The organism is Clostridium uliginosum, from assembly GCF_900112485.1.
Lineage (GTDB): Bacteria > Bacillota > Clostridia > Clostridiales > Clostridiaceae > Clostridium > Clostridium uliginosum.
The window spans coordinates 20593-45239 of sequence record NZ_FOMG01000010.1 but is presented as its reverse complement, the minus strand read 5'-3'; the positions used below and the strand labels follow the sequence as shown (position 1 = coordinate 45239).

The 24647-nt window shown below is 32.3% G+C and carries 22 protein-coding genes, 1 tRNA gene and 1 other annotated feature; all 23 genes read right to left on the bottom strand.

Annotated features, from left to right (window positions below):
- Positions 1–16: 16 nt before the first annotated feature.
- The 23 genes from rplC to BM027_RS08320 all read right to left on the bottom strand — a co-directional run bounded on the left by rplC (position 17) and on the right by BM027_RS08320 (position 24647).
- A complete protein-coding gene (gene rplC / locus BM027_RS08430) occupies positions 17–646 on the bottom strand; it encodes a 50S ribosomal protein L3 (protein ID WP_090090794.1) in 630 nt (209 codons plus the stop codon).
- A 75-nt stretch (positions 647–721) separates the two neighbouring features.
- A complete protein-coding gene (gene rpsJ, locus BM027_RS08425) occupies positions 722–1030 on the bottom strand; it encodes a 30S ribosomal protein S10 (protein WP_090090792.1) in 309 nt (102 codons plus the stop codon).
- 442 nt (positions 1031–1472) lie between these two features.
- Positions 1473–2666, bottom strand: a complete 1194-nt coding sequence (gene tuf / locus BM027_RS08420; RefSeq protein WP_090090770.1) for an elongation factor Tu — start codon at positions 2664–2666, stop codon at positions 1473–1475.
- An 83-nt stretch (positions 2667–2749) separates the two neighbouring features.
- Positions 2750–4816, bottom strand: a complete 2067-nt coding sequence (fusA, locus tag BM027_RS08415; protein WP_090090790.1) for an elongation factor G — start codon at positions 4814–4816, stop codon at positions 2750–2752.
- Positions 4817–4897: 81 nt separating this feature from the next.
- Positions 4898–5368, bottom strand: coding sequence for a 30S ribosomal protein S7 (gene rpsG, locus BM027_RS08410; RefSeq protein WP_090090788.1), 471 nt, complete (start codon positions 5366–5368; stop codon positions 4898–4900).
- A gap of 150 nt (positions 5369–5518) precedes the next feature.
- Complete coding sequence (rpsL, locus tag BM027_RS08405) at positions 5519–5896, bottom strand: 30S ribosomal protein S12 (RefSeq protein WP_090090786.1); 378 nt, start codon at positions 5894–5896, stop codon at positions 5519–5521.
- A gap of 307 nt (positions 5897–6203) precedes the next feature.
- The gene (gene rpoC / locus BM027_RS08400) at positions 6204–9737 is read right to left on the bottom strand and encodes a DNA-directed RNA polymerase subunit beta' (protein ID WP_090090785.1); all 3534 of its coding nucleotides are present in this window, start codon (positions 9735–9737) and stop codon (positions 6204–6206) included.
- 21 nt (positions 9738–9758) lie between these two features.
- Positions 9759–13454: a DNA-directed RNA polymerase subunit beta gene (gene rpoB / locus BM027_RS08395; RefSeq protein ID WP_090090784.1), complete on the bottom strand. Its 3696-nt coding sequence runs from the start codon at positions 13452–13454 to the stop codon at positions 9759–9761.
- 349 nt (positions 13455–13803) lie between these two features.
- Positions 13804–14166, bottom strand: coding sequence for a 50S ribosomal protein L7/L12 (gene rplL / locus BM027_RS08390; protein WP_090090782.1), 363 nt, complete (start codon positions 14164–14166; stop codon positions 13804–13806).
- 49 nt (positions 14167–14215) lie between these two features.
- On the bottom strand, positions 14216–14719 hold the full coding sequence (gene rplJ, locus BM027_RS08385; RefSeq protein WP_090090780.1) for a 50S ribosomal protein L10: 504 nt from the start codon (positions 14717–14719) through the stop codon (positions 14216–14218).
- Between the two features lie 36 nt (positions 14720–14755).
- Positions 14756–14885 (bottom strand) — a sequence feature (ribosomal protein L10 leader region).
- A gap of 44 nt (positions 14886–14929) precedes the next feature.
- Positions 14930–15619: a 50S ribosomal protein L1 gene (gene rplA / locus BM027_RS08380; RefSeq protein WP_090090778.1), complete on the bottom strand. Its 690-nt coding sequence runs from the start codon at positions 15617–15619 to the stop codon at positions 14930–14932.
- Positions 15620–15674: 55 nt separating this feature from the next.
- On the bottom strand, positions 15675–16100 hold the full coding sequence (gene rplK, locus BM027_RS08375; protein WP_090090776.1) for a 50S ribosomal protein L11: 426 nt from the start codon (positions 16098–16100) through the stop codon (positions 15675–15677).
- Between the two features lie 75 nt (positions 16101–16175).
- Entirely contained in the window at positions 16176–16697 is a 522-nt protein-coding gene (nusG, locus tag BM027_RS08370; RefSeq protein WP_090090774.1) for a transcription termination/antitermination protein NusG, read from the bottom strand.
- Positions 16698–16734: 37 nt separating this feature from the next.
- Entirely contained in the window at positions 16735–16965 is a 231-nt protein-coding gene (secE, locus tag BM027_RS08365; protein WP_090090772.1) for a preprotein translocase subunit SecE, read from the bottom strand.
- A gap of 50 nt (positions 16966–17015) precedes the next feature.
- Positions 17016–17165 (bottom strand): 50S ribosomal protein L33, encoded by a 150-nt coding sequence (gene rpmG, locus BM027_RS08360; protein ID WP_069678554.1) that lies wholly within the window; start codon positions 17163–17165, stop codon positions 17016–17018.
- A 155-nt stretch (positions 17166–17320) separates the two neighbouring features.
- Positions 17321–18514: an elongation factor Tu gene (tuf, locus tag BM027_RS08355; protein ID WP_090090770.1), complete on the bottom strand. Its 1194-nt coding sequence runs from the start codon at positions 18512–18514 to the stop codon at positions 17321–17323.
- A gap of 62 nt (positions 18515–18576) precedes the next feature.
- Positions 18577–18652 (bottom strand) — tRNA-Thr (locus BM027_RS08350).
- Positions 18653–18729: 77 nt separating this feature from the next.
- Positions 18730–19350, bottom strand: a complete 621-nt coding sequence (sigH, locus tag BM027_RS08345; protein WP_090090768.1) for an RNA polymerase sporulation sigma factor SigH — start codon at positions 19348–19350, stop codon at positions 18730–18732.
- An 85-nt stretch (positions 19351–19435) separates the two neighbouring features.
- Entirely contained in the window at positions 19436–19948 is a 513-nt protein-coding gene (locus BM027_RS08340) for an NYN domain-containing protein (RefSeq protein ID WP_090090767.1), read from the bottom strand.
- A 13-nt stretch (positions 19949–19961) separates the two neighbouring features.
- Positions 19962–20876 carry a 23S rRNA (guanosine(2251)-2'-O)-methyltransferase RlmB gene (rlmB, locus tag BM027_RS08335; protein WP_090090765.1) on the bottom strand — a complete coding sequence of 305 codons (915 nt, stop codon included), beginning with the start codon at positions 20874–20876 and terminating at the stop codon, positions 19962–19964.
- Positions 20877–20880: 4 nt separating this feature from the next.
- Positions 20881–21306, bottom strand: coding sequence for a Mini-ribonuclease 3 (locus tag BM027_RS08330; protein ID WP_090090763.1), 426 nt, complete (start codon positions 21304–21306; stop codon positions 20881–20883).
- Between the two features lie 208 nt (positions 21307–21514).
- On the bottom strand, positions 21515–22915 hold the full coding sequence (cysS, locus tag BM027_RS08325; protein WP_090090761.1) for a cysteine--tRNA ligase: 1401 nt from the start codon (positions 22913–22915) through the stop codon (positions 21515–21517).
- Between the two features lie 19 nt (positions 22916–22934).
- Complete coding sequence (locus BM027_RS08320) at positions 22935–24647, bottom strand: proline--tRNA ligase (RefSeq protein WP_090090759.1); 1713 nt, start codon at positions 24645–24647, stop codon at positions 22935–22937.

Sequence of the window (24647 nt, the reverse complement as noted above, 5' to 3'; positions counted from 1 at the left end):
TCCTTTCTTTCAGAAATTAAGCCTTAACTGCATCTCTTATTACTACTTTACCCTTATTAGGTCCTGGGATTCCACCCTTTATTAATAATAAGTTTTTCTCAGCTATTACTTTAACAACTTCTAAGTTCATCACTGTTATATTAGTACATCCCATATGTCCTGGCATTCTCTTGTTTTTGAATGTTCTTGATGGGTCTGATGAAGCTCCCATTGATCCTGGTGCTCTATGGAATTTAGAACCATGAGTCATAGGTCCTCTTTGTTGATTCCATCTCTTAATAACACCTTGGAATCCCTTACCTTTAGAAACTCCTGATACATCAATTTTTTCTCCAACTTCAAATACATCAGCCTTTATTTCTTGACCAATTTCATATGCACTTGTGTCGTCAAGTCTGAATTCCTTAAGAGTTCTTCTTAATGAAACTCCTGCTTTAGCAAAATGTCCTTTAGCTGGCTTGTTAACTAATTTTTCTCTAATTTCGTCAAAACCAACTTGTATTGCTTCATAACCATCTTTTTCTATAGTTTTCTTTTGAACAACAACACATGGACCAGCTTCTACAACTGTTACTGGAATAACTTTTCCTGCTTCATTAAATATTTGAGTCATTCCTATTTTTCTTCCCATTATAGCTTTTTTCATGTATTTACACCTCCCAAACTAATTAGCGGATTGTTAACAATCATAATAGTTCAATATTTTATTTTATTTCCAGCTTTATAGTTTAATTTCTATATCTACACCAGCTGGAAGATTTAATCTCATTAATGCATCAACAGTTTTAGGTGATGGATTAACTATGTCGATTAATCTCTTATGAGTTCTAATTTCGAATTGTTCTCTTGAATCTTTGTACTTATGAACTGCTCTTAATACTGTAACAACATCTTTTTCAGTAGGTAATGGAACTGGTCCTACTACCTTAGCTCCTGTTGTTTTTGCAGTTTCAACAATCTTTTCAGCTGATTGATCTAATATTGTATGATCAAATGCTTTTAATCTGATTCTTATTTTTTGCTTTGACATTTTGGTTTCCCTCCTTTTCATGTACGCTCTACTTCTAACGCACAACAGCGGCTATTCTATAAACTGTTCCTGGTGTTTCCTATCTCGTCGCAAATTTATAAAATCCCTGTCGTCGGATTCTAGATCCAAACTTACTCATCAAGAATTACCCGGAAGTCCGGCAACCTCTTGACTCATCGCTGTATGCTATGCAACTTCTTTATTATACTATTGTTAATTATCTTTTTCAAGTTTTTTTTTTACTTTTTTTAAGTTTTTAATTGTCTTTCATTATTATAAAAAAGTTTATATTAAATTTTAATAATTCTATTCTATTTATTCATTATATCGTCTTACTTATAAGGTAAAAACTTTTTTAGTTTTATTTATAAAATAAAGAAGATAGAGAAAAGCGCTTTCCCCTACCTTCTTTTTATATTCTAATTAGAATTTTTATATTTTATTATTTAGCTATGCTAGTAACAACTCCTGAACCTACTGTTCTTCCACCTTCTCTGATAGCGAATCTTAATCCTTCATCCATAGCTACTGGAGTGATTAATTCAACTTTCATGTCGATGTGATCTCCTGGCATTACCATTTCCATTCCTTCTGGTAATTTGATTGATCCTGTAACATCTGTTGTTCTGAAGTAGAATTGTGGTCTATATCCATCAAAGAATGGAGTATGTCTTCCACCTTCTTCTTTTTTAAGAACATATACTTGACCTACAAAGTTAGTATGTGGGTGTACTGAATTTGGTACAGCTAATACTTGACCTCTTTCGATGTCTGCTCTTTGTACTCCTCTTAATAATGCTCCTATGTTATCTCCTGCTCTTGCATCATCTAGTAACTTTCTGAACATTTCTATTCCTGTTACTACTACCTTTTTCTTCTCTTCACTTAATCCTACGATTTCAACTTCGTCTCCTACGTGAAGTACTCCTGTTTCAACTCTTCCTGTAGCAACTGTTCCTCTACCTGTGATTGTAAATACATCTTCTATAGGCATGATAAATGGCTTATCTGTTGCTCTTTCAGGTGTTGGGATATAGCTATCTACAGCTTCCATTAATTCTAATATTGGAGCTATTTTAGCTTCATCTGTTGGGTTTTCTAATGCTTGTAATGCAGATCCCTTTATTACTGGAATATCGTCTCCTGGGAAGTTGTATTCGCTTAATAATTCTCTAACTTCCATTTCAACTAATTCTAATAATTCTTCGTCATCTACCATATCAGCTTTGTTTAAGAATACTACGATGTAGTCAACTCCAACTCTTGATGCTAATAGGATATGTTCTCTTGTTTGTGGCATTGGACCATCTGCTGCTGAACAAACTAATATTGCTCCATCCATTTGTGCTGCTCCTGTAATCATGTTCTTTACATAATCAGCATGTCCTGGACAGTCTACGTGAGCATAATGTCTGTTTGCTGTTTCATACTCAACATGTGCAGTATTGATTGTGATTCCTCTTTCTTTTTCTTCTGGAGCCTTATCTATATCTGCATAGTTGAATGCTTCTGCAAATCCCTTTGCTGCTAATACTGTTGTGATTGCAGCTGTTAATGTTGTCTTACCATGGTCTACGTGACCGATTGTTCCGATATTTACGTGTGGCTTACTTCTCTCAAATTTTGCTTTTGACATTGTAAAATTCCTCCTCTATATATAAATTAATTTAAAGTACATTTCTATAATTATTATGAATACCAATATTTGTATTTATCGTATTACTTAGTTCTCTTTCCAGCAACTTCTTCTTGAATACTCTTTGGAACTTCTTCATAATGATCGAATACCATTGAGTAAACCCCTCTACCTTGAGTTTTAGATCTTAAAGTAGTAGCATATCCAAACATTTCTGATAATGGTACAAATGCTCTAATAACTTGAGCTCCATTAACAGCTTCCATTCCTTCCATTCTACCTCTTCTTGAGTTAATGTCTCCGATAACATCTCCCATATATTCTTCAGGAACTGTTACTTCGACTTTCATCATAGGTTCAAGAAGTACTGGTTCTGCTTTAGCCATAGCATTCTTAAATGCCATAGATCCAGCAATTTTAAATGCCATTTCCGATGAATCAACTTCATGATATGAACCATGTACTAACTTAACTTTGAAGTTAATAACATTGTATCCAGCAATAATACCATTTAAAGCTGCTTCTCTAATACCATTGTCAATAGCTGGAATATATTCTTTAGGAATAGCTCCACCTACAACAGCATTTTCAAACACATATTCGCCTTCAGTTGGTTCCATTTCAATTACAGCATGACCGTATTGTCCTTTACCACCTGATTGCTTAGCATACTTAGCTTCAGCTTTAACAGCTTTTCTAATTGTTTCTTTATAAGCTACTTGAGGAGCTCCAACATTACATTCAACCTTGAATTCTCTTGTAAGTCTATCAACGATGATTTCTAAGTGAAGTTCACCCATACCACCTATTATAGTTTGACCTGTTTCTCGATCAGTGTGAGTTTTGAATGTTGGATCTTCTTCAGCTAATTTAGCTAATGCTAATCCCATTTTTTCTTGACCCGCTTTTGTTTTTGGCTCTATAGCTACATGTATAACAGGTTCTGGGAATTCCATTGATTCAAGTATGATTGGTTCTTTTTCTGAACATAGAGTATCTCCAGTAGTTGTATTCTTTAAACCAATTACAGCACCTAATTCTCCAGCTTCTAATGCTTCAACTTCTTGTCTTGAGTTTGAATGCATCTTAACAAGTCTACCAATTCTTTCTTTCTTACCTTTTGTTGAGTTAAGAACATATGAACCACTTTCCATTACTCCTGAATATATTCTTGCGAAAGCTAATTTACCAACGAATGGATCAGTAGCAATCTTAAATGCTAAAGCAGATAATGGTTCAGAATCTGAAGCTTCTCTATGAGCTTCTTCACCTTCTAATGTTGTTCCTTTTACAGCTGGAATATCTAATGGTGATGGTAAATAGGCTACTACTCCATCAATCATTTGTTGAACACCTTTATTCTTATATGAAGATCCGCAAATACATGGATAAATTTCATTAGCTATTGTAGCTTTTCTTAAAGCATTATGTAATTCATCTTCTGTGATTTCTTCACCTTCTAGATATTTCATCATTAATTCTTCATCTGTTTCAGCAATAGCTTCTACCATTGTATTTCTATATTCTGCTGCTTTTTCTGCATATTCAGCAGGAATTTCTTCTTCTCTCATATCTTTTCCAAGATCATCGTAATACATAATAGCAAGATTTCTTACAAGGTCAATCATCCCTTTAAAGTTTTCTTCACTTCCAATTGGAATTTGAATTGGGACTGCATTTGCCTTTAATCTATTTCTTACTGTATTTACACATCTAAAGAAATCTGCACCTGTTGCATCCATCTTATTTACATAAATCATTCTTGGAACACCGTATTTATCTGCCTGTCTCCAAACAGTTTCAGTTTGTGGTTCAACTCCACTCTTAGCATCAAGAACAGTAACAGCTCCATCTAATACTCTTAATGATCTTTCAACTTCAACTGTGAAATCTACGTGACCTGGAGTATCAATAATATTAAGTTCGTGTTCTTTCCATGAACATGTAGTTGCTGCTGAAGTAATTGTTATACCTCTCTCTTGTTCTTGAACCATCCAGTCCATTGTAGCTGCGCCATCATGAACTTCTCCTATTTTATGACTCATTCCTGTATAAAACAATATACGCTCAGTAGTCGTTGTCTTACCAGCATCTATATGAGCCATTATACCGAAATTACGAAATTTATCTAAAGGATATTTTCTAGCCATTTATTTGTCCTCCTCTCAACTAGTAAGTATAAATTTGACAAAACTGCCTTAGCGCAAGCCAAAACAGTTTTTGTATATATATTAATATCTGTAATGAGCAAACGCTTTATTAGCTTCTGCCATCTTATGAGTATCTTCTCTTTTCTTAACGGCTGCTCCTGTGTTATTAGATGCATCTAATAATTCTCCTGCAACTCTTTCACACATTAACTTTTCGCCTCTTTTTCTTGCTGCTATTAACATCCATCTAATTCCTAATGTCTGTCTTCTTTCTGTTCTAACTTCTATTGGAACTTGGTATGTAGCACCACCTATTCTTCTAGCTTTAACTTCTAGTAATGGCATTACATTATTCATAGCATCTTCGAAAACCTCTAAGGCTTCTTTACCGCTTCTTTGTGCAATTAACTCAAATGCATCATAACAGATTTTTTGAGCTATACCTCTTTTACCATCTTCCATTATACTATTTATAAATTTTGTAACAACTTTTGAATTGTATACTGGATCTGGTAATACATCTCTTTTTGCAATATGTCCTTTTCTTGGCACTTTTCTTCCCTCCTTAACAATTTAAATTTAAGTTCATCGGTACTCGGTATTTTTTTAATACCGTAAAGCGCTCTTCCTCTTACATCTATATAAACTAAATTTATAAATCTATGTAAATGCGAAGATTAGCACTAAACTAACTTAAAAAACCTATTTTTGTTTAGGTTTTTTAGCACCGTACTTTGATCTTCCTTGCATTCTGTTAGCTACTCCAGCACAATCTAATGCACCTCTTACAATATGGTATCTAACACCAGGAAGGTCCTTAATTCTACCACCTCTTATAAGAACAACACTATGTTCTTGTAAATTATGGCCTACACCACCAATGTATGCAGTTACTTCATATCCATTTGTAAGTCTTACTCTTGCTACTTTTCTTAAAGCTGAGTTAGGCTTCTTTGGAGTTGTTGTTTTAACTACTGTACATACTCCTCTTTTTTGTGGACACTCTTTAAGTGCTGGTGCAGTTGACTTTGTTGCAGTTGTTTTTCTGCCTTTTCTTACCAATTGGCTAATAGTTGGCATTTTTTCACCTCCCGAAATTTATTTATCTATTTTAAAATTAAGATAAACACTAGTTAATTAAGTATTTGTGTAACTACATAAATATAGTTATAAAACACACATATACCTATTTGCATGCAATATTATATTATAAATATCTTCTAAATGCATACAGTTATAACACAAACATAAAATTTGATAAAAACTCATGAAGACAAAATTACTTTGTCTTCATGAAATAATATTAACAAACATCATATACTGTGGCTTTCAAAACCACACAAACTGTATTTTATCATTTAAATATACACATGTCAATAAAATTAAATTATTCAATTGTTTCAATATTAGTTTCTTTTGAATTTTTATTCTTTGTATCTAAATTTAGTGCTCTATACCTCATCATACCAGTTCCTGCAGGAATTAATTTACCAATAATTACATTTTCTTTTAATCCAATTAGAGGATCAATTTTCCCTTTAATTGCAGCTTCTGTAAGAACTCTAGTAGTTTCTTGGAATGATGCAGCTGATAAGAAACTATCTGTTGCTAATGAAGCTTTAGTTATACCTAACAGAGATTGCTCTCCTTTAGCTTCTTCTCCACCAAAAGCTCTAACTCTAGCATTTTCTGCCTCAAAATCAAATATATCAATCATTGTTCCTGGCAATAGATCACTATCTCCTGATTCAAGAAGTTTTACTTTTCTAGTCATTTGTTTAACAACTACTTCTAAATGTTTATCGTTTATATCAACACCTTGTAGTCTATATACTTTTTGTACTTCTGAAAGTAAATATCTTCTTGCCCCATCTACACCTTTTATACTCATAATGTCATGAGGATTTACTGAACCTTCTGTGATTTCATCACCGGCTTCAACATAATCTCCTTCAGATACCTTTAGTCTTGATCCAAATGGTATATCATAGCTACATTCTTCAGCGTCAGCACTCATAACAAACACTGTTCTCTTTTTCTTTGTTTCTTCAATCCTAACGCTACCTGTAATCTCACTTACTATAGCAAGACCCTTTGGTTTTCTTGCTTCAAATAATTCTTCAACTCTAGGTAAACCTTGAGTTATATCAGATCCTGCAACTCCTCCTGTATGGAAAGTTCTCATTGTAAGTTGTGTTCCTGGTTCTCCAATAGATTGAGCTGCTATAATACCAACTGCTTCACCAATATCTATCTTTTTGGCAGTTGCCATATTCATTCCATAGCACCTAGCACATACTCCAATTTTACAACTACATGTAAATACTGATCTGATCTTAACCTTTTTAATTCCTGATGAAACAATTTTTTCTGCCTTAATTGGATCCATATATTCATTTTTAGTAACTAATATTTCAGCACTATTAGGATCAATGATATCTTCTGCAGTATATCTACCTATTAGTCTTTCCTTTAATTCTTCAATTACTTCAGAACCTTCTTTAATTTCAGCTACATAGATTCCTTCTTCAGTTCCACAATCTTCTTCTCTTACAATTACATCTTGTGATACATCAACAAGTCTTCTTGTTAAATAACCTGAATCGGCAGTTTTTAATGCTGTATCTGCATTACCTTTTCTAGCTCCATGAGTAGATATAAAGTATTCTAATACATCAAGACCTTCTCTAAATGATGCTCTAATAGGCAACTCAAGTATTTTTCCTGAAGGACTTGCCATAAGTCCTCTCATACCTGCTAATTGCTTGATTTGAGACTTAGAACCTCTGGCTCCTGAATCAGCCATCATATATATTGGATTGAATTTATCCAAACTATCCATTAGTGCATTTGCAACATCTTCTGTTGTTTTAGTCCATTTTTCTATAACTCTTTCATATCTTTCTTCATCTGATATGAATCCTCTTTTATACATTTTTTCAATTTTTTCTACTGTCTCATCTGCTTCTTTAAGTAAATCATACTTTGCATCAGGTACTATCATATCTGATGCTGCAACAGTTACAGCTCCAATTGATGAATAATGATATCCTAATGCTTTAATATTATCAAGCATTATAGATGTCTTTGTAGGTCCATGTTGCATATAAGATTGATCTATGATTTTTCCTAATGTTTTTTTAGTAACTAAGAAATCAATTTCTAAATCAAATTTTTTGTCATCATCTTCTCTATCAACTAAACCCAAATCTTGTGGAATTGACTCATTAAAAATAAGTTTTCCTACTGTAGTCTTAATTATTGCTGATTCCATAACTCCATTAAATTCTTTAAATACTCTAACATTAATTTGTGCATGGATCTCTATATCTTTAGATTCATAAGCCATTATTGATTCATCTTTACTTGAGAAAGTCATCCCTTCTCCCTTAGCACCAGTTCTATCCATTGTTAAATAGTAAGAACCAAGAACCATATCTTGTGTTGGTACACAAACTGGCTTACCATCTGATGGTTTTAAAATATTTCCTGCTGCTAGCATTAAAAATCTAGCTTCTGCTTGAGCTTCTACTGATAATGGAACATGGACAGCCATTTGGTCTCCATCAAAGTCAGCATTATATGCTGTACATGCTAACGGATGAAGTTTAATTGCTCTTCCTTCTACCAAAACTGGTTGGAAGGCTTGAATTCCTAATCTATGTAGAGTCGGAGCACGGTTAAGTAATACTGGATGATCTGTAATAACTTCTTCTAATACATCCCATACTTGTGGTAATACTCTTTCAACCATTCTCTTAGCGCTCTTTATATTATGAGCAACTCCATCTTGCACCAATTTCTTCATTACAAATGGTTTAAATAATTCTAAAGCCATTTCTTTAGGAAGTCCACATTGATACATTTTAAGTTCAGGACCAACAACTATAACAGATCTACCTGAATAATCAACTCTCTTTCCAAGTAAGTTTTGTCTAAATCTTCCTTGCTTACCCTTCAACATATCTGAAAGAGATTTTAAAGGTCTGTTTCCAGGACCAGTTACAGGTCTACCTCTTCTACCATTATCAATAAGAGCATCTACTGCTTCTTGAAGCATTCTCTTTTCATTTCTAACAATTATATCTGGTGCTCCTAAATCTAATAACTTTTTCAATCTATTATTTCTATTTATAACTCTTCTGTATAAATCATTTAAATCAGATGTTGCAAATCTACCACCATCTAATTGAACCATTGGTCTTAAATCTGGTGGAATTACTGGTATTACATTTATTATCATCCATTTAGGATCATTACCTGATTTAGCAAAAGATTCTACAACTTCTAATCTTCTTATAATTCTTACTCTTTTTTGACCAGTACTTTGTTTAAGTTCTTCCTTAAGATCTCTCGCACCAGCTTCTAAATCAATTTCTCCAAGTAAGTCTTGAACAGCTTCTGCACCCATTCCTGCTACAAAGCTATCTTCACCATATTTATCTACAGCTTCTCTATATTCCTTCTCATTAAGGAGCTGTTTTTTTAGTAGAGAAGTCTCTTTTGGATCTATTACTATATAAGATGCAAAATATAAAACTTTTTCTAAAGCTCTTGGTGACATATCCATTAATAATCCCATTCTAGATGGAATTCCTTTAAAGTACCAAATGTGAGAAACTGGGGCAGCTAATTCTATATGCCCCATTCTTTCTCTTCTAACTTTGGCCTTTGTAACTTCTACCCCACATCGGTCACAAACTATACCTTTATATCTTACTCTCTTGTATTTTCCACAATGACATTCCCAGTCTTTCATAGGTCCAAAAATTCTCTCACAAAACAAACCATCTTTTTCTGGTTTTAATGTTCTATAATTAATAGTTTCTGGTTTTTTAACCTCTCCTCTTGACCACTCTCTTATTTGTTCTGGAGATGCTAAACCAATTTGTATGGCATCAAAATTATTTAACTCAAACAAGGGTAAATCCTCCCTTCAAAATTAGTGTTCGTCATTAAAATCATCTAGTTCTAATTCACCTTCAAATGCTTCTATTTCGAAATTTTCATCATAATCAGTTTCTTCAGCATCTTCTTTATCGGTATCATCCGTATCTTTAACAGTATTTACAATAACATCTTCTGATGCTTCAACATTAACCTCTAAATCTGCCATTTCTTCATCAACGGATTCTTTTAAGCTAACTTCTTGATTTTCTTCATTTAACACTTTAACGTCTAAACATAATGCTTGAAGTTCTTTGATGAGAACCTTAAATGATTCTGGAACTCCCGGTTCAGGTATATTTTCACCCTTAACAATAGCTTCATATGTCTTAACTCTACCTACAACATCATCTGACTTAACAGTTAATATTTCTTGTAATGTATGCGCAGCACCATAAGCTTCGAGTGCCCAAACTTCCATTTCTCCAAATCTTTGACCACCAAACTGAGCTTTACCTCCTAGTGGTTGTTGTGTAACTAATGAATATGGTCCTGTTGATCTAGCATGAATCTTATCATCAACTAAATGGGCAAGTTTTAAAATATACATTATACCCACAGTTACAGGATTATCAAATGCTTCACCAGTTCTGCCATCATATAATACAGTTTTTCCATTTACATTATATCCAGCTTTTTCTAAACATTCTTCAATCTCAGTTTCAGTTGCTCCATCAAATACAGGTGTTGCTATATGCCAACCCAATTGACTAGAAGCCCAACCTAAATGAACTTCAAGTACCTGACCAATATTCATACGTGAAGGTACTCCTAAAGGATTTAAGCATATTTGTAATGGTCTACCATCTGGTAAGAACGGCATATCTTCTTCAGGTAATATTCTAGAAATAACACCCTTGTTACCATGACGTCCAGCCATTTTATCTCCAACTGAAATCTTTCTTTTTTGAACAATATAGCATCTTACAAGTTCATTCACTCCTGGATTTAATTCATCTCCATTTTCTCTTGTAAACACTTTTATATCAACTATTATTCCAGATTCTCCATGAGGAACTCTTAATGAAGTATCTCTTACTTCTCTTGCCTTTTCTCCAAAGATTGCTCTTAATAATCTTTCTTCTGCTGTAAGTTCAGTTTCTCCCTTTGGAGTCACTTTACCAACTAATATATCCCCTGATCTAACCTCAGCACCTATTCTTATAATACCTCTATCGTCTATATCTTTAAGTGCATCGTCACTTACATTTGGAATATCTCTTGTTATTTCTTCAGGTCCAAGTTTTGTATCTCTTGCTTCACATTCATATTCTTCAATATGCATAGAAGTAAATACATCTTCCCTTACTAACTCTTCAGAAATAAGCATAGCATCTTCGTAATTATAACCTTCCCAAGTTATAAATCCCATTCTAATGTTCTTACCTAATGCTATTTCTCCTAAATCTGTTGAAGGACCATCAGAAAGAACTTGATTCTTAAATACAATTTCGCCAGTGCTTACTATTGGTCTTTGATTTATACAACTACTTTGGTTACTTCTCTTAAACTTTAGTAGTCTATAAATATCTGTTCCACCGTCTGAATCTCTTTTAACTCGAATTTCATTCGCTGAAACATAGCTAACAACACCTGCATTTTTTGCCTTTGGAAGTACTCCAGAGTCTACTGCTGCTTTAAATTCTATTCCTGTTCCAACTATAGGCGCTTGTGGCTTTAATAATGGAACTGCTTGACGTTGCATGTTAGATCCCATTAGGGCTCTCGATGCATCATCATTTTCAAGGAATGGTATCATTGCTGTTGCTACTGATACAATTTGTCTTGCTGATACATCCATTAAGTCAACTTCATTAGCAGGAACTACTAATACATCTTCTAAGTATCTTACAGTAACTTTTGAATCAATAAACTTTCCATTTTCATCCAACGGTTCTTTTGCTTGAGCTATTAAGCATTGATCTTCTTCATCAGCAGTGAAGTATCTTATCTCTTTTGTTGCTATAGCATTTTCTTTATCTATAATTCTATATGGTGTTTCAATAAAACCATATTCATTAACTCTTGCATAAGTTGCTAGTGAATTGATAAGTCCTATATTAGGGCCTTCTGGAGTTTCAATTGGACACATTCTACCATAATGTGAATGATGAACGTCTCTAACTTCGAATCCAGCTCTTTCTCTTGAAAGACCTCCTGGTCCTAATGCAGATAATCTTCTTTTATGTGTTAATTCTGACAATGGATTTGTTTGATCCATGAATTGTGATAATTGTGAACTACCAAAAAACTCTTTAATAGCTGCTGAAACTGGTCTTATATTAATCAACATTTGAGGAGTAATTGATTCTTGGTCTTGGATAGTCATTCTTTCTTTAACTACTCTTTCCATTCTTGATAAACCAATTCTAAATTGATTTTGTAATAACTCTCCTACTGATCTTAATCTTCTATTACCCAAATGGTCTATATCATCAACATAACCTATTCCATAAGGTAATCCTAATTCGTAACTAATAGTTGCAAATATATCATCTCTTATAACATGTTTCGGAATAAGTCTAGTTATATTTTTCTTTATTTCTTCTTTAATACTATCTTCATCTGAAAAATTATCTAATATTTCTCTTAATGTTGGATAGTGTACTAATTCTTTTATTTGTAAATCTGAAACATCAAAAGGTACTTGCTTAGTAATATCAACAAAATTATTGCTAATAACTCTAACAAGTTTATCATCTACTAATACATCAACAGATTTAACTCCAGCATTTTGAATATCTTCAGCTGTTAATCTACTGATTTTTTGGCCTTTTTCAACCATGATTTCACCAGTCTTAGGATTAACAACATCACTTGCTGATATTTGATTTGTTATTCTTAAGTTTAATGCAAGTTTTTTATTAAACTTATATCTTCCAACTCTAGATAAATCATATCTTTTAGCATCAAAAAATAATGAGTCTATTAATGATACTGCACTATCTACTGTTGGCGGTTCACCTGGTCTCAATCTCTTATATATTTCAATTAATGCTTCTTCTTTAGTCTTAGTATTATCTTTTTCTATACTTGCTCTAAATCTTTCATCTTCACCAAAGAAATCTAATAATTCTTGATCACTACCAATTCCCATAGCTCTACCTAAAATAGTAATTGGTAATTTTCTTGTTTTATCAATTCTCACATAGATAATATCATTAGAATCTGTTTCATATTCTAACCATGCACCCCTATTAGGAATTACAGTAGCTGAATATAATTTTTTACCAGTCTTATCAATAGAGTAATTGTAATATACGCCTGGTGATCTTACTAATTGGCTAACAATAACTCTTTCTGCACCATTAATTATAAAAGTACCTTGATCTGTCATTAATGGGAAATCACCCATAAATACTTCTTGTTCTTTAATTTCACCAGTTTCATTATTTTGTAATCTTACTGAAACTTTTAATGGTGCCGCATAGGTTGAATCTCTTTCTTTACACTCTTCACCAGAATACTTGATATTATCCATATCAAGTTTATAACCTACAAATTCTAGTACTAAATTACCCGTAAAATTTGTAATAGGATTAATATCACCAAAGACTTCATGTAATCCTTCTTTTAAAAACCATTGATACGAATCTAATTGTACCTCAATCAAATTTGGCATATCTGTAACATCTTTGACTTTACCAAAACTCATTCTTGTTCTTTTTCCAACTTGAATAGGATGTACCATCAACTTTCACCCCTTGTATAAACTAAAATAACCAAAAGCATACTTTCCCTAAGGACTTATGCTTTCGGACAGCGTCTTCTTTCAGTATAACCATTTTTGATTAAATTATACTTATTTTTCCCATGAATATACACTTATCCATTATCATGAATAAGTACATTATATGATACTATCATATAAAATTTTCATTGTCAATATTTTAAATAAGTTTAAAATTCAAATTTTATTAACAATTTACCAGCTATAAAGCTATATAAAATATCCACTTTTAAAAATGAACATTTTATATAGCTTTATAAAAAATAGTTTAAAAAAGGTGCTATATAGCACCTTTTTTATATTTAATAAATTACTTAACTTCTACTTCAGCGCCAACTTCAGCTAATTTAGCTTTCATTTCTTCTGCAGCTTCTTTAGATACAGCTTCTTTTAATGTCTTAGGAGCTCCATCAACTATTTCTTTAGCTTCTTTTAATCCTAATCCAGTGATTTCTCTAACTGCTTTAATAACCTTAATTTTGTTAGCACCAGCACTAGCTAATACTACATCAAATTCAGTTTTTTCTTCAGCAGCACCTGCAACTGCAGCACCTGCAGCTGCAACTGGAGCAGCAGCGCTTACACCAAATTCTTCTTCGCAAGCTTTTACTAATTCATTTAATTCTAAAACGCTCATTTCTTTTATAGCTTGAATGATATCTTCTCTTGTCATTTTAATAGCACCTCCGAAATTTTTTTGTAAAATTTTGTTTTTAATTTAATTATTCTGCTGATTCAGTTTCCTTACTATCTCTAACTGCACTTAATAAATAAGCAAGGTTTGATAGTGGAGACTTGATACTTCCAAGAAGTTTTGCAATAAGAACTTCTTTTGAAGGTATTGTTGCAAGTTGTTTAATCTTATCTGCATCGTAGATTTCTCCTTCTACTATACCAGCTTTTAATTCTAACTTCTTATGATCTTTAGCGAAGTCATTTAACACTCTTGCTCCAACAGTAACGTCTTCGTATCCAAATGCAATAGCTACAGGTCCTTCTAAGTATTCAACAGCACCATCTAATCCTAACTCTTTAGCAGCTAAAATAACTAAAGTATTTTTATATACTTTATATTCTACTCCAACTTCTCTTAAATTTTTTCTAAGAGTTGTGTCTTCTTCAACAGTTAATCCTTGATACTTAGCAAAAACAACAGCTTTTGATTTTTCTAACTTTTCTTTAATCTCAGCAACCTTTGCTTCTTTAAGTTGTCTGTTCTTATTCATTACTATGATCCACCTCCTCACAGTTTGAAACTGCTTATTTCTATTAAAAAAGATCTTCCCATAAACAGAGAAGATCTATAATAAACTAATTATTATATAACCTAGGTAGGTAGTTATAACTTTATGCTTTCGCACCTACTGTCTATGGAAAAGATATTTTATTTTTCACAACAAAATAGATTATATCACTTTTTATTAGTTAAGTCAATATTAATCTAAAGTTCTTGTTGGATTAATTCTTGCTCCAGGTCCCATTGTACTTGAAACTGTTACTGATTTTAAGTATTGTCCTTTTGCTGCTGCTGGTTTAGCTTTAACTAAAGCTTCCATTAATGTGTTAAAGTTTTGCTTTAACTTATCAGCACCAAAAGATTTCTTTCCTATTGGACAATGAACTATAGAAGTTTTATCAACTCTATATTCAACTTTACCTGCTTTTATTTCAGCAATGGCTTTAGCAACATCAAATGTTACTGTTCCTGATTTTGGATTTGGCATTAATCCCTTAGGTCCTAATACTCTACCTATTCTACCAACAACACCCATCATATCTGGAGTTGCAACAACTACATCATAATCAAACCAGTTTTCTCCTTGGATTTTTTGAACTAATTCATCAGCTCCAACGAAATCTGCCCCTGCTTCTGTAGCTTCTGTAGCTTTATCTCCTTTAGCAAATACAAGGACTCTAACTGTCTTACCAGTTCCATTAGGTAATACAACTGCTCCTCTAACTTGTTGATCAGCATGTCTTGGATCTACTCCAAGTCTTACATGTAGTTCAATAGTTTCATCAAAGTTTGCCTTTGCAGTTTTTACAGTTAATTCTAATGCTTCTGCTGGATTATATAAAGCACTTTTATCTATTAGCTTTGCACTTTCAATATATTTCTTTCCCATAAATAAGCCTCCTTCGTGGTATTAACGGTTTTGACCTCCCACTTATTTTTACAAATTATTCTTGAATTGTTACTCCCATACTTCTAGCTGTTCCTTCTATCATTCTCATAGCAGATTCAACACTAGCAGCATTTAAGTCTGGCATTTTAGTTTCAGCAATTTTCTTTACTTGATCTTTAGTTAAACTACCTACTTTTGTTTTATTAGGTACTCCTGATCCACTTTCTAATCCTAATTCTTTCTTGATTAGAACAGCAGCTGGAGGAGTCTTTAATATGAAACTAAAAGATCTATCTTGATAAACTGTTATAACTACTGGTATTATTAACCCAGCTTGATTTGCAGTTTTAGCATTAAACTCCTTACAGAATCCCATTATATTCACACCATGTTGACCTAAAGCTGGACCAACAGGTGGCGCTGGTGTTGCCTTACCTGCTTGAAGTTGAAGTTTAATCATTCCAGTTACTTTCTTAGCCATTTTGTTATTCCTCCTACACTGTGGTATATACGGACTTTTTAGTCCTCCCACTTAATTAAAATCAGTTTATATTAATTAAACTAACTTTTCAACTTGATTAAAGTCTAATTCAGCAAGAGTTTCTCTGCCGAACATATCTACTAAAGCCTTTATCTTACTTTTATCTACAATTATCTCTTGTATTTTAGCTACTGAATCCCTTAAAGGTCCTGAGATAATTCTAATACTTTCCCCTACTTCTAAGTCAATTTCAACAGGCATTTGTAAAACTCCCATTGATTCAACTTCGTCTTCAGTAAGAGGAACAGGCTTTGATCCTGGTCCAACAAATCCTGTAACTCCTCTTGTGTTTCTTACAACATACCAAGATTCATCAGTCATCAGCATTTTTATAAGCACATAACCAGGAAATTTTTTCTTTAATGAGACTTTTTGTTTTCCATCTTTTTCTTCAATCACTTCTTCCATAGGCACTTGCATGTCATGAATTAATGATTCAAGATTTCTATTTTCAATTGCTTTTTCGAGGTTTGCTTTAACCTTATTTTCGTATCCAGAATATGTATGTACTACATACCATCTTGCTATATCACTCATACTTGTCAGGTGAATTAAATATCACCTAAACCTCCTTTTACTTCAAATTAAGAATTATTTCAAAGAGGTTCTTGAAAATAAAATCCAATCCGCCAACTAACACAACATATATTAGTGCGAATATAACCACTGCAACAAATGCTTTTTTCGTCTCATCTTTTGAAGGCCAAGTTATCCTTTTAACTTCTGCCTTAACCTCTCTAAAAAAACCAAAAAAACCACTGTTTTTAGTAGTCTGTTTAGTTTTCACATCATTACTTACTGACATATCTTCACATCCTTAAAAATTAATAAGTATATGTCGTACCTCATTATTGACTATTTTGTTTCTCTATGAAGTGTGTGTTTTTTACAAAACTTACAATACTTATTCATTTCCAATCTATCTGGATTGTTCTTTTTATTTTTCATTGAATCATAATTTCTTTGTTTACACTCTGTGCATGCTAAAGTTATTTTTGTTCTCACAACTGCACCTCCAGTTTTATATATATTCAATAAGAGATTCATTCTCTTATTTTTTCTTTAATAAACGTCACTTTTTACACAATATCATAGAATATGTAAAATGTCAATATCTCTTTAAACGGAACTAGACTTGTTAATCTAGTCCCATACTTTTATTATTTAGCTATGCTAGTAACAACTCCTGAACCTACTGTTCTTCCACCTTCTCTGATAGCGAATCTTAATCCTTCATCCATAGCTACTGGAGTGATTAATTCAACTTTCATGTCGATGTGATCTCCTGGCATTACCATTTCCATTCCTTCTGGTAATTTGATTGATCCTGTAACATCTGTTGTTCTGAAGTAGAATTGTGGTCTATATCCATCAAAGAATGGAGTATGTCTTCCACCTTCTTCTTTTTTAAGAACATATACTTGACCTACAAAGTTAGTATGTGGGTGTACTGAATTTGGTACAGCTAATACTTGACCTCTTTCGATGTCTGCTCTTTGTACTCCTCTTAATAATGCTCCTATGTTATCTCCTGCTCTTGCATCATCTAGTAACTTTCTGAACATTTCTATTCCTGTTACTACTACCTTTTTCTTCTCTTCACTTAATCCTACGATTTCAACTTCGTCTCCTACGTGAAGTACTCCTGTTTCAACTCTTCCTGTAGCAACTGTTCCTCTACCTGTGATTGTAAATACATCTTCTATAGGCATGATAAATGGCTTATCTGTTGCTCTTTCAGGTGTTGGGATATAGCTATCTACAGCTTCCATTAATTCTAATATTGGAGCTATTTTAGCTTCATCTGTTGGGTTTTCTAATGCTTGTAATGCAGATCCCTTTATTACTGGAATATCGTCTCCTGGGAAGTTGTATTCGCTTAATAATTCTCTAACTTCCATTTCAACTAATTCTAATAATTCTTCGTCATCTACCATATCAGCTTTGTTTAAGAATACTACGATGTAGTCAACTCCAACTCTTGATGCTAATAGGATATGTTCTCTTGTTTGTGGCATTGGACCATCTGCTGCTGAACAAACTAATATTGCTCCATCCATTTGTGCTGCTCCTGTAATCATGTTCTTTACATAATCAGCATGTCCTGGACAGTCTACGTGAGCATAATGTCTGTTTGCTGTTTCATACTCAACATGTGCAGTATTGATTGTGATTCCTCTTTCTTTTTCTTCTGGAGCCTTATCTATATCTGCATAGTTAAATGCTTCTGCAAATCCCTTTGCTGCTAATACTGTTGTGATTGCAGCTGTTAATGTTGTCTTACCATGGTCTACGTGACCAATTGTTCCGATATTTACGTGTGGCTTACTTCTCTCAAATTTTGCTTTTGACATTGTAAAATTCCTCCTCTTACCTTTAATAAACCTTGCCTAGTGTTTTTTTATTTTTTTATAATTGGAGCTCACGATCGGGATTGAACCGACGACCTCCGCCTTACCAAGGCGACGCTCTACCGACTGAGCTACGTGAGCACTCAAAACTTACTATTTTCTTGATATACCAATTATAAAGTTTACTATTATTCTTTTTGTTTGTCAATATAAATCAATTACTTTATATCTAAGCATTTTTCTAGTTTTCTTTTAACCCTTTGAAGTGCATTATCAATTGATTTGGAATGCCTGTCTAAATCACAAGCAATTTCTTGATATGACTTACCATCTAAGTAAGACATAAGAACTTCTAATTCCAAATCAGATAAGACTTTTGCTATAGATGTTTCGATATGATCCATGTGTTCTTTACTTATAAGAAGTTCTTCTGGATCCGAAATTTTTATTCCTGCTAATACATCTAATAATGTTCTCTCTGATTCCTCTTCATATATAGGTTTGTTTAAAGATATATATGTATTTAGTGGAATATGTTTTTGTCTAGTGGCTGTTTTAATTGCTGTTATAATTTGTCTAGTTACACATAGTTCTGCAAAGGCTTTAAATGATGTTAATTTATCAGGCTTAAAGTCTCTTATCGCTTTATATAATCCAATCATACCTTCTTGATAAATATCTTCTTTATCTGCCCCTATCAAAAAATAAGACTTTGCCTTTGACTTTACGAAATTTTCATATTTTGAAATTAAGTATTCTTGTGCTCTAACATTACCTTTTTTAGATTCTAGCACTATTTCCTCATCTAATTTTTCTTTAAATTTTAAAAATTCACCCAATATTCACGCTCAACTTTCTCCTTCTTCACTATGTAACCTTATGTAAACAATTATAACCTAGTAAAAATGCCTTAGTCAATGAATTTTACTTTCCTCTTCTAATTTTTTCTAATTTTTTCAAAATATCCAAATTTATATTATCACTCAAACTATTTTTTTGTGAAATTTTGTTTTCTTCTCTACTTGTTCTTATTGCTTCTTCAACATCAACAACCTCATTGTAAAATTCCAAAGAAGACATTCTAACTGCACCTCTTTGAAAAATTGTTTGTTGCTCTAACCAATCTGATGTAACAACAATAACTTCATATTTTCTTCCTAAAGTATTTACTTCTCTTTCAATATAACTATCAGCGGTTTCTCCATCTTTTGTAAAAACTATTGATAGATTTTTGTTAAAGTTCTCTACTTTTTGAATACTCCCTGGAACTTTATGGGCATCAAACACTATTATTACTTTACATTCATTATAAACTCCATAATTGTGCATTGTATCTATTAGTGATCGTCTAGCTCCATCAAAACTATAATCTTTCTTTATTTTTAGATCGGGCCAACTATTTATAACATTATATCCGTCAACAAAAATAACCTTCACAATGTACCTCTTCCTACTTTAAACGTCCTTTTAGAACTTCATACATCATTATACCACCTGCTACTGAAGCATTTAAAGAATTAATCTTCCCTACCATAGGTATTTTAATTAGTTTATCACATTTTTGTAATGTTAATTTTGATATTCCTTTTCCTTCATTTCCAATAACAAGTGCACATGATCCACTAAAATCAGTTTGATAACTATATTCTTCTGCTCTTATATCAGCTCCATAAATCCAAATTCCTTTTTCTTTTAAATCATCTATTACTGAATTTAAATTTGTAACTTTTGCAACTTTAACATGTTCGATAGCTCCAACTGAAGACTTATATACCATTGCACTTATTGATGCACTTCTTCTTTTAGGTATTATAACTCCGTGTACTCCAAACAATTCTGCTGTCCTTACAATTGATCCTAAATTATGTGGATCCTCAACTTCATCTAATATAATAATAAATGGTTTTTCTCCTCTTTGCTTTGCTAAATCTAGTATTTCAGATACTTCTGCATACTTGTATGGAGTAACTTTCGCTATGACCCCTTGGTGGACTGCTCCATTACATATTGAGTCAAGTTTTCTTCTATCAACCTCTTTAATTAAAATTTTATTTTCTTTTGCCAATGTAATAATTGTATTTATAGATCCTTCTAACTTAGAATTTGATAAATATAATGTTTCTATAGTTCTATCGGTTTTTAACGCTTCAATAACTGCATTTCTACCAATTATTATATCTTCTCTCTCTTCTAAATTAACTTCTCTTTCAGCTACATTATCTACATTATTTTTTTCATTTTCGTTAAATCTATTATTCTTATCATTTGTATTATATTTATTGTTTCTATCGCTTGTAGGTTTGTTACTGTTTCTATTATTAATGTTTCTTTCTGATTTATTAGAACCCCTTGTTTTTTCTCCCATTAGTTTACACCTCTTCTTTATTTAACACTTCAATGCTTTTATTTAATATAAACTCTAATCTATCTTTATCTCCAACCAAATATAAATATCCTACCAATGCTTCAAACCCTGTTGCCATTCTATAATCTCTTACATCAGCATTTTTAGGTACAGTTGGTGATTTTGCATTTCTACCACGTTTATATATGCTAAGCTCTTCTTCTGTTAATAGCTGCTCTATTTCGTGCATTATACACGATTGTCCTTTAGCCTTTACATATCCAATTGCCTTTACATGAATCTTATTTGCTGTTAATGATTCATTTTCCGCTAAAATATAAGTTCTTATAAAAATTTCAAATGCCCCATCTCCTATTAATGCTAATTGAAGTGGATTCAACATTCGTGCTTTTTCTTTAGTAAATTCTCTTACTTTTAAATCATCTAACATACTATTTCTCCTTTAAATAAGGGCTGCAATCTGCAGCCCTTTTTCATTTTAGGCATTGTAAAATAAATAACTAGTCAAAGCTTCTTAGAATTTTTTGAACTAGACAAGGAAGTAAATGTAGTTAATACTGCTGTTATTAGTTGCATTTGCTGACGCAGTATAGTTCAAAAAAACAAGAAGACTGACTAGTTATTTATTGCGAAATGCCTTAATTAACCTTTTTCCATCTAACTCCTTGTGGAGTATCTTCTAAAACAATTCCTCTAGACTTTAATTCATCTCTTATTTTATCTGATAAAGCAAAATCTCTATCTTTTCTAGCTTGTTGTCTTTTATCAACCATAGCTTGTATTTCAGTTTCTAAATCTTGTTTTGTAGACTTTTGAAGCATTCCAAGTGGTTTTCCTAATTCTCTAACTATTAATAATGATTTTTCGCATAAGTCTTTTGATGAATCGATAGTAATATTGCTATTAATATCTTTAGTTAAATCAAACAATACTGAAATTGCATCTGCAGTATTGAAATCATCATCCATTTTTTCAATAAATCTATCTCTATATTTATCTAATGATTTTAAATATAACTTTTCTTCCTCATCCATATCTTGTTTTTTTACTTCATCAATCAAATTTTCTAGATTATTTATGCAATTATATAATCTTTCAATTGATGATTTAGCTGATTCTAATAAATCCTGACTAAAGTTTATTTGAATTCTATAATGACCAGATAGCATTAAAAACCTTACTGTATCAGCATCATATTTATCAAGTATTTCTCTAGCTGTAAAGAAATTATTTAATGATTTTGACATTTTCTTATTATCAATATTAACAAACGCTGCATGCAACCAATAATTAGCAAATTGCTTTCCTGTTAGTGCTTCACTTTGAGCTATTTCATTTTCATGGTGTGGAAATACTAAATCCATTCCGCCTGCATGAATATCAATAGTTTCTCCTAATAACTTTTTAGCCATACAAGAACATTCAATATGCCATCCTGGCCTTCCAAGTCCCCATGGGCTTTCCCAAGCTGGCTCTCCTAACTTTTGAGTTTTCCAAATTGCAAAGTCCATAGGATCATTTTTTCTTTCATCGACACTAATTCTAGCGCCTGCTTGTAAATCATCTAAATTTTGTCCAGATAATTTACCATATTCTTTAAACTTTTTAGTACTATAATATACATCGCCATTAACTTCATAAGCAAACCCTGCGTCAATTAGCGACTTAACAAACTCTACCACTTCTTCAATATATTCAGTTGCTCTAGGATTAACTGTAGCTCTTTGTATTTGAAGTTTATCAGCATCTTCATAATATTCTTTGATATATTTATCTCCAACTTCTTTTACAGTTGTTCCTTCTTCATTAGCTTTTTTAATCATTTTATCGTCTATATCAGTAAAATTTTGAATAAATGTAACCTTAAATCCCTTATACTCTAAATACCTTCTAATTGTATCAAATATTATAAATGTTCTTCCATTTCCTATGTGAAAGAAATTATACACAGTAGGCCCACAAACATACATTTTAACTTCATCTGGGGTAATAGGAACAAATTCTTCTTTTTTCCTCGTTAAAGTATTAAATATCCTCATTCAATTCTTGCCTCCTACATTATTTTAATTTTAGATTGTTTTTATCAAATTCTTCCTTTACTACTTGGGAAACCTTATCTATTTTAATTATTTGCATCTCACCATCTCTAACTTTAAATTCAACTTCTCCATCAACAATTTTCTTTCCTACTGTTACTCTCATAGGAATTCCCATTATTTCTGAATCTTTAAACTTAACTCCTGCTCTTTCATTTCTATCATCTAATAATGCTTCAACACCCATAGCTCTTAAATCTTCATAAAGTTTAGTAGCTATTTTTACTTGTTCTTCATCTTTAACATTTACAGCAATTACTGAAACATGGTATGGAGCAACAGCTAATGGCCATATTATTCCGTTCTCATCGTTATGTTGTTCAATTATAGATGCCATGGTTCTTGTAACACCTATTCCATAGCATCCCATTATAAATGGAGCTTCTTTTCCATTTTCAGCTATAAATTTAGCATCCATTGCTTCTGAATACTTAGTTCCTAATTTAAAGATATGACCAACTTCTGTTCCTCTAGAAATTGTAAGCTTTCCTCCACATGTTGGGCATGCTTCTCCTTCTACTACATTTCTATAGTCACCAACTGTACCTTCAAAGTCACGTCCATAATTTACATTTTTAATATGATATCCTGTTTCATTTGCTCCTGTTACAAAGTTATACATATTCTTAACTTCTTTATCTACCAATATTAAATCAGTCTTTATTCCTATTGGTCCCGCAAATCCAATTCCACAACCAGTTGCATTCATATACTCTTCATGAGACGCCATTTCTATGTCTCCTGAAGCATTTGAAGCATTAGCTACTTTAACTTCATTAACTTCTCTATCGCCTCTTACAAATACAGCAACTATTTTTCCATCAACATTATATAATAAAGTTTTAACTGTCTTTTTAGAAGATATATTTAAGAATTCTGATACTTCATCTATTCCTCTACTATCAGGAGTAGCTACTTTTTCAACTTCCATTAATTCTTCTTTTTCAACCTCTTCTAATCTAGCAGTTGCTTTTTCAATGTTAGCTGCATAATCACATTCAGTACAGAAAACAATATCGTCTTCTCCAACTTCTGATTTAACCATAAATTCTGCTGAATTTGATCCTCCAATTGCTCCTGAATCTGCTTCAACACATTTTGCATCTAATCCACATCTATTAAAAATTTTAACATATGCTTCATACATTTTATTATATGACTCATCTAATCCTTGTTGATCCTTATCAAAACTATAAGCATCTTTCATAACAAATTCTCTTGATCTCATAACACCAAATCTTGGTCTACGTTCGTCTCTATATTTTGTTTGAATTTGATATAAATTAACTGGTAATTGCTTATAAGATTTAATTTCATTTTTAGCCATATCAGTAAATACTTCTTCATGTGTAGGTCCTAAACAGAAATCTCTTTCATTTCTATCTTTTACTCTAAACATTTCAGCACCATAAGCATCCCATCTACCTGATGATTGCCATAATTCTGCTGGAATCATAGCTGAAGCTAGAAATTCTTGAGCTCCTGCTTCATTCATTTCTTCTCTTATTATATCTTCAACTTTCTTTAATGCTTTAAGACCTAATGGCATATAATTATATATTCCTGATGCCATTTTTCTTATCATTCCTGATCTAAGCATAAGCTTATGGCTATCAATTTCTGCTTCTGCTGGAACTTCTCTTAATGTAGATATTAACATATTAGACATTTTCAT